Genomic DNA, 12487 nt, shown 5'->3' with positions numbered 1-12487 from the left:
GTCGCGCGCTCTGCTGGCGCTATTTCGGCTCACTTTATGCCAGCGCCCCGGGGCGTCCGCCGGACAACTGCAAGGCGCGCGAAGGGCTTCGAGCTTCGAGGGCGGCTTCAGGCCGCGCTCACGTCACGCGCCGCCTTCAGCCGACTCGCGATGTCGGTGCAAAGCGCGGCCAACCGAGGTTCGACGAGCGCCGCGCGCGCCGCGACGAGATTGGCTTCGGACTGAAGGATCAGACCATCGGCGAGGATGCGCAGGCCGTTCGCGCGGAGCGTTGCGCCCGTGCTCGTGATGTCGACGATGCCTTCCGCCATGCCTGCGGCGGGCGCACCTTCCGTCGCGCCGAGGCTTTCCACCGTGCGATAGTGGACTACGCCCTTGTCCGTAAAAAAACGCCGCGTCAGCATTGGATATTTCGTGGCGATGCGAAGCCGCCTGCCGTGCTCGGCGGTGAAGAGCGCGCCTGCCTCTTCGAGGTCGGCCATGGTCTCCACGTCGAGCCAGCAATCGGGCACGGCAACCACAACATTGGCATGGCCGAAGCCGAATTTCACCAGCAGGTCCACGCGCTCGTCGGCATCGGGGATCTGCTCGCGCACGAGGTCTTCGCCCGTAACGCCGAGATGCACGCGCCCGCTTTGCAGGTGCCGCGCGATCTCGCCCGCCGAAAGAAACTCCACGGCGACATCCGGCACGCCCGCCATCGCGCCCTTGTAGCCGCGCGCGTCGCCCGTCTTCTCGATGGCGATGCCGCCCGCGCGAAACAGGTCGAGCGTGTCTTCCATCAGCCGCCCCTTGGACGGCACGCCGACGATGAGCTTGTCCATGCGCTATCTCCCCGAGGCCGCGACGAGCAGCCGCTCGGTATGAATTGCCGCGCCCACGGCGGGCACGTCGCAAGCGCCGCCGGAGAGCGCGTGGATGAGGCCGTCGTAACGCCCGCCGCCCGCGATCTGCCGCTCCACGCCGGCCGCGTCGATACGGAAAACCATGCCGGTGTAATACTCGAAATGCCGCCCGAAATCGGCCTCGAAGACCACCGGCGCGCAGCCCGCGAGCTTCTTGATGCCGTCGAGCAGCGCGCGCGCATCGTCCATCACGGGGCCAAGGTCGAGCGAGGCTTCAGCGGCGAGGGACGCGATGCGGTCGAGCGCGGTGTCCACGTCGCCGCGCGTGCCGAGATAATCGCGCGCGAGCCGCACCGTTTCGGCCGAAAGCGGCGGCTCCTGCACGTCCGCAGCCTTATGCTGCAAGCGCTTCACGATTTCCGTCGGACGGCGAAGACCGATGAAGGGCACGGCCTTCGCGTCGAGATGGGCGAGAAAGCCATCCTCGCTGAGCGCGGTTTCTGGCAGCGCCGGGGCGCGGTCGGCCTGCGAGCGGGAGAGGATTTCCAGCTCCTGCGCGAAGGCCTGCCGCCGGAAGGCGCGGGCGAGGCGGTCCCGCCAACGTTGCGGCATGTCGAGCGCGTTCAACAGCGCGCGGACGAGGCCGATATGCCCGACGCGGATCGTGAAATCGAGCACGCCGCAGGAGCGAACCGCGTCGAGCGTCAGCGCCATCACCTCAAGGTCGGCATCGATGCCGCGCGCGCCGTAATATTCGATGCCCGCCTGACGGAATTCGCGCGTGCGGAGCCGCTCAGGCTTCGCCTGAATGCGGAACGCCGGGCCGTTGTAGCAAAATTTCGAAACGCCCTCCGCTGCGCCGCGTTCCAGAAACACGCGCGCCACGGGCAGCGTGAGGTCCGGGCGAAGGCACAGTTCCTGGCCATTCGGATCGCTGAAAATGTAGGTTCTCGCGCGCAGCTTCTCGCCGATGCGGTCCAGAAACAGGCTCGCGGGCTGGATGAAGGCCGGGGCCACGCGCACGTAACCCTTCGCCGCGAACAACGTCATGATGGCCGCGGCCTGCGCTTCGAGCGCCTCGAATTCCTTTGCGCCTTCCGCCGTCACGCCTTGGCCTGCTCTGCAAGGAGTTTCTGCACGGCGGCGACGAGATCGTCCTCGCTCACGGAAAACTGCGCGGGGCGCGCCTCTTTCCACTCGGCATGATCCGAGATTTCGCCGGACAGCCGCGAGCCTTCCAGCAGATCCTTGATGGTGACTTCGCCTTTCGCGCGCTCGTCCTCGCCCTGAATGATAACGCACGGGCTGCCGCGCTTGTCGGCGTATTTCATCTGCGCCTTCATGCCTGCCTCGCCGACATACATCTCGGCGCGGATGTCCGCATCGCGGAGTTGTTTCGCCATGCGCTGATAGTCGCCGACGCGCGCCTTATCCATGACGAGCACGACGACCGGCCCGGCCGCCTTCGCCGCGTCGATCTTGCCGAGATGCGACAGCGCCGCGTAAAGCCGCGAAACGCCGATTGAAAAGCCGGTGGCGGGCACTGGCTGCGAGCGGAAGCGCGACACGAGGCCGTCATAGCGTCCGCCGCCGCCGACCGAGCCGAAGCGCACGGCCTGGCCGCTTTCGTCGGTCGCGGGGAAGGTGAGTTCCGCCTCGAAGACGGGGCCGGTGTAATATTCGAGGCCGCGCACGACGGTGGGGTCGAAGCGGATGCGATCCTCGCCGAAGCCTGCGCCGCGCACGAGCTCGATGATGGTAGCGATGGCTGCGTCGGAGGGCGCTTCGCCTGTGAGGAGCGCGAGCACGGCGTTCGCCTGCGCAGGCGCGAGATCCGCACCCGGCGTGAAGTCGCCGCTTTCGTCCTTGCGCCCCTTGCCGAGCAGGTCGGACACACCCGGGACGCCGAGGCGGTCGAATTTGTCGACGGCGCGAAGCACAACGAGACGCTTTTTCTGGTCGTCGATGCCTGCCGCGTCGAGAACGGTGTCGAGAAGCGTGCGGCTCGACACTTTTATTATATACGAACCGCCGAGCCCCAGCGCCTCCAGCGTATCCGCCGCCAGCATGCACATCTCGGCGTCGGCGGCGGGGTTCGCCGTGCCGACCGTGTCCGCGTCGAACTGCATGAATTGCCGGAAGCGGCCGGGGCCTGGCTTCTCGTTGCGGTAGACGTAGCCCGTCTGGTAGCGGCGGAACGGCTTCGGCGTGGCGTCGAAATTCTGCGCGACATAACGCGCGAGCGGCGCGGTCAGGTCGTAGCGCATCGACACCCACTGCTCGTCCTCGTCCTGGAACGAGAACACGCCCTCGTTCGGGCGGTCGGTGTCGGGCAGGAATTTGCCGAGCGCGTCGGTATATTCGAACGCGGGCGTGTCGAGCGGCTCGAAGCCGTAGCGCTCGTACACCTCGCTGATGGTGCCGAGCATGTGTTTCAGCGCGCGGAGTTCCTGCGCTTCGACGTCGCGCATGCCTTTCGGCAGTCGCGCTTTGACCTGGGTCTTGGAAGGCTTCTTGTCGCTCATGCGGAAAGGAATGAAGCCGACAGCTTGCGAGCGCAAGACTTTTGTGGCGATTGCGGCGACTTGAGTACGCGCGCGGAGGATGCGATTTGCGTGGAACTGAATGGAACGTGCTGGGGGGGTGTTGCGGGGAGCCAGATCGGTGCAGCCTGAGCGGCAGGTGTGCCCTGCCGCTTTGGCCCGTTCGGAGGTGGTTACGCCCTGAGGGCGACGTCCGGCCCGGATTTGAACTTTTCGATCTTCTCCTTGAGAAGGAGCTTACGGCGCTTTAGTTCGGAAACTTTCAATCCATCTACGAGAGGCCGAGCCATTTCAAGCTCGATCTGCCGCTGAATGGTCTGATGCTTCTCTTTGAGTTCATCGATATGCGCAATAAGGCTCATTTCCGGCCTCCACTTTTGTTTAACGCCTGCTATGGCAACTCCAATTTGTGGCGAAAAGATGACATAATCAAGGCGAAAAAGTGATGAGGTTGCGAGCGCGGAAAGGTGCAACTTTAAATCCATTGCAAAATTGCGCCATATCTTAACAAAACCCTGCGGAACTCTTCAAAATCTCATGAGAATCTTTCTATTCCGTGTTACACGTACGGGATCGTGGAGATTGCGCTTTTTCGGAAATTCGGGATTCGTGCTATGATGAAATTCGTCAGCGATTTTTCGGGGCCGAGTATTTTTGGCGTTATCCCCGGGGGTTTGATGAACACTGCGGACGACGGGGGTGTGCGCCAAAAACTCGCACAGCTCAGACAGGAACATCGTGATCTCGACGACGCGATAAAGGCGCTCGAATGCGCGCCAGATCGCGATCAACTGCGTCTTACACGTCTGAAGAAACGCAAGCTCTCCCTTAAAGACAAGATTGCGCGGTTCGAGGATCAACTTCTCCCCGATATCATCGCCTAGCAATCAGATTGCGGCGTTTTCGCTGCCGCTCGCACCTGCACCCCAGCGTCAAGTCAAAGTGAACGTGAATATAGGCGGATAGGCGACAGCCCGGTTCGTCAGATCAGCGCGAGCTCGGCGAGCGCAGCGCGCATCTCGGGCGGCATGGCGCCTTCTTCGACGATCGCTCCAGCGATAAGGTCGCGCGGGGCTTCGCTCGCGGAGAGATAGCGCCAGCCCTGAAACGCGCGACGCGGTACTGGCTCCGTAAGCACGAGTTGCGGATCGAGTTCGAAGCCGCAACGCATGATACCATCCGCGCCGCGAATTTCATGCAACGCCACGATGCGCTGGCGGACGCGGACAAATCCGCCCATCACCCAGTAGAGCGATGAACCCTCGCTGAAGCCATCCCGGCGCGGCGTCTGGCGCGTCGTATGGATGAGCGCATGCCCCGCCGCGATGCGCTGCTTTTGCCAGTCGGCGAGCATCTCCACGTTGTCGCAGCCGACGCATAGTTTCAGAATGTGAATGGAGGGTGAGGATAGGATCGGCATGTCCGGCTCGATGCCACGCAATCACGGCGCGTGCAAGCCGTTCGGTCCGTTTTTCCGATGCTCGCCGGATAAACCGCCGCTTCCATGGGCGACACGAGACCGGCGCAAGCTTCCCGCTCCATAGTGCCCGCGCGTTTCGTATTCGCGAGGAGCAATGATCGAGGTTTGCGTACTGGAGCGATGCTTTTTATGCGGCTTCGACAGGAGGTTCGGTCCGAACGCCTATCGAGCGCGCCATTGCAAAAGCTGGGACGTCGTTATCTGCAACGTATGCCGAAGCTCGCATTCGGGTGGCATCGTTCCGACAACCGCGCTTCTGAAAAGCCTTGCAACCCTTGGCATCGAGCCGAAGCGCAACGCCAAGGGTTGGATCGACATCCCCGATTAAACGAAGACCCGGCCGGGCTTACGCAAGCCCTTCGAACAGCGCCGTCGACAGATAACGCTCGGCGAAGCTCGGCACGATGATGACGATGTTCTTGCCGGCATTTTCGGGCCGCGAGCCGACTTCGATCGCCGCCGCGATGGCCGCGCCCGACGAGATGCCGACCGGGATGCCTTCAAGCCGCGCTACGTGACGCGCCGTCTCAAGCGCCGTCGCGCTGTTGACCTTCACGATCTCGTCGATCACATCGCGATCCAGCACGCCCGGCACGAAGCCCGCACCGATACCCTGGATCTTGTGCGGGCCGGGGTTGCCGCCCGACAGCACCGGCGACTCCTCCGGCTCAACGGCGATGATCTTCAGGCTCGGCTTGCGCGGCTTCAGCACTTGGCCCACGCCCGTGATGGTGCCGCCCGTCCCGATGCCGGAAACGACGATGTCCACCTTGTGCTCGGTGTCGTTCCAGATTTCCTCGGCGGTCGTGCGGCGATGGATTTCCGGATTGGCCGGGTTCTCGAACTGCTGCGGAACAACAGCGTTCGGATACTCCCCGAGAAGCTCGTTCGCCTTCGCGACCGCGCCCTTCATGCCCTGCGCGCCCGGCGTGAGCACGAGTTCCGCGCCAAGCAGCGCCAGCATCTTGCGGCGCTCGATGGACATCGTTTCCGGCATGACGAGGATAAGCTTGTAGCCGCGCGCGGCAGCCACGAAGGCGAGCGCGATGCCGGTGTTGCCGGAAGTCGGCTCGATCAGCGTGTTCTTGCCCGGCTCGATCTTGCCCTGCTTCTCAAGCGCGTCGATCAGCGATACGCCGATACGGTCCTTCACGCTGGCGATGGGATTGAAAAATTCGAGCTTCGCGAGGAGGTTCGCCTTGACGCCCTTTTCCTTCGCGAGCTTGTCGAGGCGGACAATGGGCGTGTCGCCAATGGTCTCGGTAATGGACCCGTAGATGCGCCCCCGTCCTGGTGCGTGATTCTTCTCAGCCATGACACTCTCCCGGTTTCGATTTGACGCCGCCATGCGCGCGCCGGACTTCGACAAAACTCAGTGAACCATAACGCTCCGTCGCGTGCATGGGCGCAATGCCGAGCCTTACGCATTCGTGAACGCTCCTTGCGAATACTTACGCTTCCGAGCGATTTTGACCAGATGAACATGGCTGCACTGATGAAAAAGGAATTACATCTGTGTATACCGGCTATGGTTCGATTATTTTTGTTGCGAACTGCCCAATCGACAAAACGCTGTAGCGGCTAGATCGCAAATATTAGAATTTTGTTCTCCGTGACTGTGCGCCGACCGCCGCAGCGAATGCAGACCACGCCCGGCACGGCTGATACGATGCCACGGCTATTGCCGCGCGAGGATCGTGTCCACCGCCAGCTTTGCGCCGCTCGCGCCATAGTTGATGCCGCGCGTATCGCCCGATAGTCGCGCATCGCAATAGCTTGATGCGACATCCGGCGCACCGTGGCACAGCAGCAGCGCCGCTTGCAGGGCCAGCGCCATGCGCTCAGCGAGGTGTCGCGCGTCGCCCTCCACGACCCCGCCGCCGATGAGGCGATGCAGCGCATCGAAGCTTGCGTCGTAGGCGGGATGGCGGCCTCGCGCCGCCGCAAGCTCGGCCAGCAGCCCATCAAGCGCGAGCGGCTCTTTCTGAAGCGTGCGCAGGATGTCGAGCGCGATCACGTTGCCCGACCCCTCCCAAATCGCATTCACCGGCGCTTCGCGATAGTAACGTGCCGTCGCCGCCTCCTCGATATAGCCGCCGCCGCCGAGACATTCCATACACTCGGCCACGAAGGGCGCGGTGCGCTTGGCGATGTAGAACTTGCCGAGCGCGACCCCCAGCCGCGCGAAGCCACGTTCCTCCGGCGTCGTTCCGTCATACGCGCGGGCGATGCGCATTGTGAACATCGCGGCGGCTTCATAGTCGAGCGCGAGGTCCGCGAGCACGGCGCGCATGACGGGCTGGTCGATGAGCGTCTTCTGAAACGCGCGGCGATGGCGCGCATGGTGCGCGGCTTCGGCCAGCGCGCGCCGCATGATGCCGAGCGATCCCGCCGTCGTGTCGAGCCGCGTGTGGTGCACCATGTCCATGATGGTGGCGACGCCGCGCCCGTCCTCGCCGATCATCCAGGCGAACGTGTCTTTATATTCGAACTCCGCCGACGCGTTCGACCGGTTGCCGAGCTTCTCCTTCAGCCGCATCAGGTTCATGGAGTTACGCGTGCTGTCCGGCTTGATGCGCGGCGCGAGGAAACAGGAAAGCCCGCGATCCGTATAGGCGAGCGTAAGGAAAGCGTCCGACATCGGCGCGGAGCAGAACCATTTATGCCCGGTCAGCAGGTATTCGCCGCCGGGACCGCCAGCCCCCACCGGCACGGCCCGCGTGCTGTTCGAGCGCACGTCCGAGCCGCCCTGCTTTTCGGTCATGAACATGCCGATGGTGACGCCGCGTTTCTCGGCGATCGGGCGCAGTGGCGCTTCGTAAACGCCATCGACGATCTTCGGGAGCCACGCCGCCGCCACGTCCGGCTGTTTCCGAAGCGCGGCCACGCTGGCGTAAGTCATGCTCATGGGGCACATCGTCCCCGCCTCCGCCTGGCTTCCGATCGCGAGGGCCGCCGCGTGGGCGACATGCGCGCCGGGCCGCTTCTCGCGCCAGCCGATGGAGTGGATGCGGTGTTCCATCGCGAGCGCCATGCATTGATGATAGGCGGGATGGAAACGAACCTCGTCGATGCGCCCGCCGAAGCGGTCGAAGGTCCGAAGCTCGGGCAGATAGCGATTTGCGTCCTCGCCCGCCTGCAACGCCTCGTCGGAGCCTGCCGCCGCGCCGAGCGCCGACAGCGGCCCGTCCACCCATTCGCCGCCGTGGAGACCCGCCGCTTCCTTCAGCGCAATGTCCGTCTCGTAAAGGTTCAGCCCCCCGAATGGCGGCGGCATATTGGTGACGTCGTGCGTATCGAGCCGGGTTCGCGGTTCGTAATCGACCATGCGTTCCTCCCCTGACATTTTTATCAGATTGAACGCCAAGGGTTGCTTTTCGGCAAGCACGGCGTGTGCGCGGATACAGCCTGCGACATTTAAGATTGCGTTAACCCTTTCGCGCCCGTAAGAGGGAACGGTCGGCCTAACCCGTCTGGAGCGCTACCCATGAGACGCTTCTTCACCTGGGAATATCTTGCCGTCTTCATTCCGGCTCTGGCGCTGGCCGTGGCGGCCGTCTGGTTCACGCTGCGCTACGTCAAGCCCGCACCGCCGGACTCGTTCGTGCTGGCAGCCGCGAGCAAGGGCAGCCCCTATTACGATCTCGCGCTCCGCTTCAAGGAGGAGATCGAGAAGAAGGGCGTGAAGCTCGAAGTGCGAGAAAGCCAGGGCTCGCTCGACAATCTTCGCCTGCTCAAGGACGAGACGAGCGATGTTCAGGCCGGCATCGTGCAGGGCGGGCTGACAAACCACATCGATGCGCCGACGCTTTATTCCATGGGGCGGCTCATCACAGAACCCGTTTGGTTTTTCTATCGCGGCGACGCCTCACTTTCGAGCATCACCGAACTCAAGGGCAAGCGCATCATGATCGGCCCCGAGGGCAGCGGCACCGCCGCGCTCGCGAAGCGGCTTCTCGACGCGAACGGCATTACCGCTGAAAATTCGACGCTGATCGCCATGCAGCTTCCCGACTATGTCGACACCTTCGCGCAAGGCGGCGCCGACGCGGGCTTTCTGGTGCTCGGCCCCGAGGCGAGGACGGTGCAGCGTCTCCTGCATCAGGATGGCACCAAGCTCATGAGCATGGCGCAGGCCGACGCGCTGATCCAGCGTTACCCCTCTCTGACGCAGGTCAAGATGCGACAGGGCGTCGTCGATTTCGCGCAGAACATTCCGCCCTCCGATACGTCGCTTGTCTCCACGAAGGCGATGCTCCTTGTCCGCGACGATCTGCATCCGGCCTTGCTGGCGATCCTCGCGCAAGCCGTGCTGAAGGTGCAGAGCCAGCCCACGCTCAAGCCCACGGGCGAGTCGAAGCTGTTCGCGCTTGGGCCGGAAAGTCTCGCTGACGATCCGGAATTTCCGATGATCGACGACGCCACGCGCGTCTACAAGTCCGGCCCGACCTTCTTCCAGCGCACCCTGCCGTTTTGGCTCGCGACGCTCATCGACCGCGCAGCGATCCTGATCCTGCCGATGATTGGCGTGGTGATCCCGCTCGCTCGCATCGTGCCGCTTCTCTACAACTGGCGGATGAGGCAGCGTATCCTGAACTGGTATCGGGAGTTGAAGCGCATCGAGAAAAACCTCACGCACAAGAAGGCCTCCGCCGAATTCATCGCCCAGAAGGAGCGTGACCTCGACAAGGTCGAAGAAGCCGTGTGGCGCATATCCGTGCCGACGCACCTGTCAGCCGATCTTTACACGCTGCGCGACAATGTCGAGTTCGTGCGGCGGCGCATCGTGTCTCTGCGGGAGGCTGCGGCAAAAGGCGCGGCGCAAGTGCCGAGCGTTGCGGCTGAGCCAGCGCGCGTCGATGAGCCCGCGCTCGAAACGGGCGCGTAGGATCGCCCGGAGCGGGCGGCCGCTCATTGAGAACGCGCGCCTTATTTTGAAAAAAAACGGGATCGCGATTAGCGATCCCGTAGCATTTACAGGCGGCGAAGGCCGGTGCAGATCAGGCTTCGCGCCACGATCCGTCAGGCTGCTGGCACGCCTTGCCGACCATCGTTTCCGGGCGGCCGTCGATGTAGATCGTCTGCTCGAATTCGCGGCACTGATAGCTCTGATAAGTATATGTCCGGCGCGGCGTCACATAGCCGTAGCGGCCGTTGTTCGGATTGCGCCATTCGGTGCGCTGGCCGCTGTTGAAGGCGGCATACTGCGCTTCATAGGCGCGGCGGCGGTCCTCGTCGTCCATCGACTTGCCGATGCGGTTGCCGATGAAGCCGCCGATCAGCGCGCCGCCCACCGTTGCCGCAACGCGTCCGCCGCCATGGCCGAACTGGTTGCCGATCAGCGCGCCAGCGCCCGCACCCATCAGCGTGCCGGACTCTTCCTTGGTGGCGCAGCCGGTCGAGACAACCGCAAGCGCAAGCGAAGCGACTAAAAGTGTAAGTTTCTTCATGGTCCCCTTCGAAGCAGCCGAATCACTGCCCCGTCCCAGCCGTTAACCTTTTATAAGCGTTTACGGCTCATTCGGGCAATTTTGCGTCCATCACGCCGCTGGTAGCTTCAGGCACGCGCGAAGACCGCCGCCATCGGCCTCTTCGAGGCTGAGCGAGCCGCGATAGAGGTGGGACAAATCCGCGACGATGGAGAGGCCTAGCCCCGAACCGGGCACGCTTTCGTCGAGGCGTCGGCCGCGCTTGACCGCGCTCTGCCGAAACGTCTCGGGCAAGCCCGGTCCGTCATCCTCGATGATGAGCCGGAAGGTGCGTTCGCCGCGCGCGACCGCTGGCTGCTCCACCCTCACCACCACGCTCGACCGCGCCCATTTGCACGCGTTGTCCATGAGGTTGCCCGCCATCTCGTCGAAATCCTGCTTCTCGCCGAAGAAGCGCACGCCGCCGGGGCATTCCACTTCGAGCGTCAACGCGCGCGCTTCGTAGATTTTCTTGAGCGCGCGGGAGATCGCGGTCAACTGCGCGCCGACATCCGTCACGCCCACGGCAGGCCGAATCTGCGCCGCGATGCGCGCCCGGTCGAGGTAGTGCGAAATCTGCTGTCGCATGATGGTGGCCTGCTGGGAAACCTTGCCCGCAAACTCTCCGTCCTGCGAAGCTGCCTCGTTCATGATGACGCTGAGCGGCGTCTTGAGCGCATGGGCAAGGTTGCCGACATGCGTCCGCGCGCGCTCTACGACGTTCTGATTCGCCTCGATGAGCGCATTCAGTTCTTCCTGAAGGGGCTGGATTTCGGCGGGAGGCGTGCCCGTGAGCTTCGTTTCCTCGCCTGCGCGGATGGCGGCGAGTTTCCGCCCCATGTCCTGCAAGGGACTAAGCCCGAACCGCACCTGAAAGAACGTCGCCAGCAGCAGCCCGCTACCAAGAAGCGCGAGCGTCAGAACAATCGTGTTGGTGAGGTAGCGCGCCTCGGCATCGATGTCCGCCGTGTCGAACGCCACGGAGATCGAGAAAATGCGGCTTTCGTTCTCCTGACCGAAGTCGATGTCCCGCTCCAGCACGCGAAGGAGCTGCCCGTCCGGGCCTTCGGCGTAAGTCTGGCGCACCTGCCGCTCGTCGGGTTTGATGCCAAGCTCGCTCGGCGTCTTGTAGATTTCGCCGACGAGCGAGGCCGATTTGAACATCGGCTCGCTGCCCGTGTCTTGCGGGCGGATCTGCCAATACGCGCCGGACAGCGGCTTCGAAAACAGCGGCTCGCCGTCGTCATCGGGGCGGCGGATGTCGTGCGTGCCCTGCGGAGCCGTCCGCGCGATGATGTTTTCGAGGTATTGGTTGAGGCGCGCGTCGAAGCTGGCTTCGAGGATGTTGTTGCACAACGAGATCAAGATCGCGGCGGTGATCGACAGGATGGTCACGATCCAGGCGGCCGACGAAATCAGAAGGCGCAGTGCGAGCGAATTGCCCTTCATGAGCCCTTCTTCGCGCTCCCTTCGGGATCGACGGCGGCTGAGAGGCAATAGCCGAGCCCGCGCACCGTGTGGATGATGTCGGCGGGAATCTTGCGGCGCAGCCTGCCGATGAAGACCTCGATGGTGTTCGAATCGCGCTCGAAATCCTGCTGGTAAAGGTGGTCCACGAGTTCGGTTCGCGAGACGACGCGGGACTGATGGTGCATCAGATAGGAGAGGAGCCGGAATTCGAGGCCGGTCAGCTTCACCGCCGTGCCCTTCCAGGTTACGCGCGCCGTGCGGGTATCGAGCCGCAGATCGCCGCATTCCAGTTCGGCCTTGGCCACGCCAGCGCTCCGGCGCAGCAACGCGCGGATGCGGGCGATCACCTCCTCCATCTGGAAGGGCTTGGCGACATAATCATCCGCGCCCGCGTTGATGCCCGCAACTTTCTCGCTCCAGCGGTCGCGCGCGGTGAGGATGAGCACGGGCGTCTTGATGTCCGCCTTGCGCCAGCGTTCGAGAATGGACAGCCCGTCGATCTTGGGAAGGCCGAGATCGAGGATGATGGCGTCGTATGGCTCAGTCTCGCCGAGCCACGCGCCTTCCTCGCCATCGAAGGCGGCGTCGGCCGCATAGCCCGCGTCGGTCATCGCCGCGACAAGCTGGCGGCTCAAATCCACGTCGTCCTCAACCACGAGAATGCGCATGCTCTCACCCCGC

Annotated in this window: 12 protein-coding genes; 2 read left to right on the top strand and 10 right to left on the bottom strand. The window is 63.6% G+C overall.

The features are described from left to right. Positions 1-107: 107 nt before the first annotated feature. From hisG to RVAN_RS20855, 4 genes are all read right to left on the bottom strand, one after another. Positions 108-824 (bottom strand): ATP phosphoribosyltransferase, encoded by a 717-nt coding sequence (gene hisG, locus RVAN_RS11925; protein ID WP_013419972.1) that lies wholly within the window; start codon positions 822-824, stop codon positions 108-110. 3 nt (positions 825-827) lie between these two features. Next, positions 828-1952: an ATP phosphoribosyltransferase regulatory subunit gene (locus RVAN_RS11920; RefSeq protein ID WP_013419971.1), complete on the bottom strand. Its 1125-nt coding sequence runs from the start codon at positions 1950-1952 to the stop codon at positions 828-830. Further along, positions 1949-3370: a histidine--tRNA ligase gene (hisS, locus tag RVAN_RS11915; RefSeq protein ID WP_013419970.1), complete on the bottom strand. Its 1422-nt coding sequence runs from the start codon at positions 3368-3370 to the stop codon at positions 1949-1951. Before hisS ends, RVAN_RS11920 begins: the two co-directional genes overlap by 4 nt. A gap of 191 nt (positions 3371-3561) precedes the next feature. Continuing rightward, on the bottom strand, positions 3562-3873 hold the full coding sequence (locus tag RVAN_RS20855; RefSeq protein WP_245257981.1) for a YdcH family protein: 312 nt from the start codon (positions 3871-3873) through the stop codon (positions 3562-3564). Positions 3874-4065: 192 nt separating this feature from the next. Here RVAN_RS20855 and RVAN_RS11905 point away from each other — a divergent pair, with 192 nt between their 5' ends. Continuing rightward, positions 4066-4272 carry a YdcH family protein gene (locus RVAN_RS11905; protein ID WP_037238236.1) on the top strand — a complete coding sequence of 69 codons (207 nt, stop codon included), beginning with the start codon at positions 4066-4068 and terminating at the stop codon, positions 4270-4272. 98 nt (positions 4273-4370) lie between these two features. On the opposite strand, the gene RVAN_RS11900 is transcribed toward RVAN_RS11905, so the two are convergent. The 3 genes from RVAN_RS11900 to RVAN_RS11885 form a co-directional block, all read right to left on the bottom strand. Beyond that, positions 4371-4808 (bottom strand): DUF1489 family protein, encoded by a 438-nt coding sequence (locus tag RVAN_RS11900; protein WP_013419967.1) that lies wholly within the window; start codon positions 4806-4808, stop codon positions 4371-4373. A gap of 406 nt (positions 4809-5214) precedes the next feature. Continuing rightward, complete coding sequence (cysK, locus tag RVAN_RS11890) at positions 5215-6183, bottom strand: cysteine synthase A (protein ID WP_013419965.1); 969 nt, start codon at positions 6181-6183, stop codon at positions 5215-5217. A gap of 363 nt (positions 6184-6546) precedes the next feature. Further along, entirely contained in the window at positions 6547-8196 is a 1650-nt protein-coding gene (locus RVAN_RS11885) for an acyl-CoA dehydrogenase family protein (RefSeq protein WP_013419964.1), read from the bottom strand. 159 nt (positions 8197-8355) lie between these two features. Here RVAN_RS11885 and RVAN_RS11880 point away from each other — a divergent pair, with 159 nt between their 5' ends. Further along, on the top strand, positions 8356-9756 hold the full coding sequence (locus RVAN_RS11880; protein WP_013419963.1) for a TAXI family TRAP transporter solute-binding subunit: 1401 nt from the start codon (positions 8356-8358) through the stop codon (positions 9754-9756). 112 nt (positions 9757-9868) lie between these two features. On the opposite strand, the gene RVAN_RS11875 is transcribed toward RVAN_RS11880, so the two are convergent. From RVAN_RS11875 to RVAN_RS11865, 3 genes are all read right to left on the bottom strand, one after another. Further along, on the bottom strand, positions 9869-10318 hold the full coding sequence (locus RVAN_RS11875) for an RT0821/Lpp0805 family surface protein (protein ID WP_013419962.1): 450 nt from the start codon (positions 10316-10318) through the stop codon (positions 9869-9871). 90 nt (positions 10319-10408) lie between these two features. Next, the gene (locus RVAN_RS11870) at positions 10409-11785 is read right to left on the bottom strand and encodes an ATP-binding protein (protein ID WP_013419961.1); all 1377 of its coding nucleotides are present in this window, start codon (positions 11783-11785) and stop codon (positions 10409-10411) included. Continuing rightward, positions 11782-12474 (bottom strand): response regulator transcription factor, encoded by a 693-nt coding sequence (locus RVAN_RS11865; protein WP_013419960.1) that lies wholly within the window; start codon positions 12472-12474, stop codon positions 11782-11784. Before RVAN_RS11865 ends, RVAN_RS11870 begins: the two co-directional genes overlap by 4 nt. Positions 12475-12487 lie beyond the last annotated feature (13 nt).

The sequence above is a fragment of the Rhodomicrobium vannielii ATCC 17100 genome, from assembly GCF_000166055.1.
GTDB classification, from domain to species: Bacteria; Pseudomonadota; Alphaproteobacteria; order Rhizobiales; family Rhodomicrobiaceae; genus Rhodomicrobium; species Rhodomicrobium vannielii.
The sequence above is the reverse complement of the archived record's forward strand: the minus strand, read 5'-3'. Positions and strand labels throughout refer to the sequence as shown.

What these genes read in the sequence shown, in the direction of transcription:
- hisS (WP_013419970.1), bottom strand. Translation starts at nt 3,370, where the DNA reads ATGAGCGACAAGAAGCCTTCCAAGACCCAGGTCAAAGCGCGACTGCCG.
- RVAN_RS11900 (WP_013419967.1), bottom strand. Translation starts at nt 4,808, where the DNA reads ATGCCGATCCTATCCTCACCCTCCATTCACATTCTGAAACTATGCGTC.
- RVAN_RS11870 (WP_013419961.1), bottom strand. Translation starts at nt 11,785, where the DNA reads ATGAAGGGCAATTCGCTCGCACTGCGCCTTCTGATTTCGTCGGCCGCC.
- cysK (WP_013419965.1), bottom strand. Translation starts at nt 6,183, where the DNA reads ATGGCTGAGAAGAATCACGCACCAGGACGGGGGCGCATCTACGGGTCC.
- RVAN_RS11880 (WP_013419963.1), top strand. Translation starts at nt 8,356, where the DNA reads ATGAGACGCTTCTTCACCTGGGAATATCTTGCCGTCTTCATTCCGGCT.
- RVAN_RS20855 (WP_245257981.1), bottom strand. Translation starts at nt 3,873, where the DNA reads ATGGATTTAAAGTTGCACCTTTCCGCGCTCGCAACCTCATCACTTTTT.
- RVAN_RS11875 (WP_013419962.1), bottom strand. Translation starts at nt 10,318, where the DNA reads ATGAAGAAACTTACACTTTTAGTCGCTTCGCTTGCGCTTGCGGTTGTC.
- hisG (WP_013419972.1), bottom strand. Translation starts at nt 824, where the DNA reads ATGGACAAGCTCATCGTCGGCGTGCCGTCCAAGGGGCGGCTGATGGAA.
- RVAN_RS11905 (WP_037238236.1), top strand. Translation starts at nt 4,066, where the DNA reads ATGAACACTGCGGACGACGGGGGTGTGCGCCAAAAACTCGCACAGCTC.
- RVAN_RS11885 (WP_013419964.1), bottom strand. Translation starts at nt 8,196, where the DNA reads ATGGTCGATTACGAACCGCGAACCCGGCTCGATACGCACGACGTCACC.
- RVAN_RS11865 (WP_013419960.1), bottom strand. Translation starts at nt 12,474, where the DNA reads ATGCGCATTCTCGTGGTTGAGGACGACGTGGATTTGAGCCGCCAGCTT.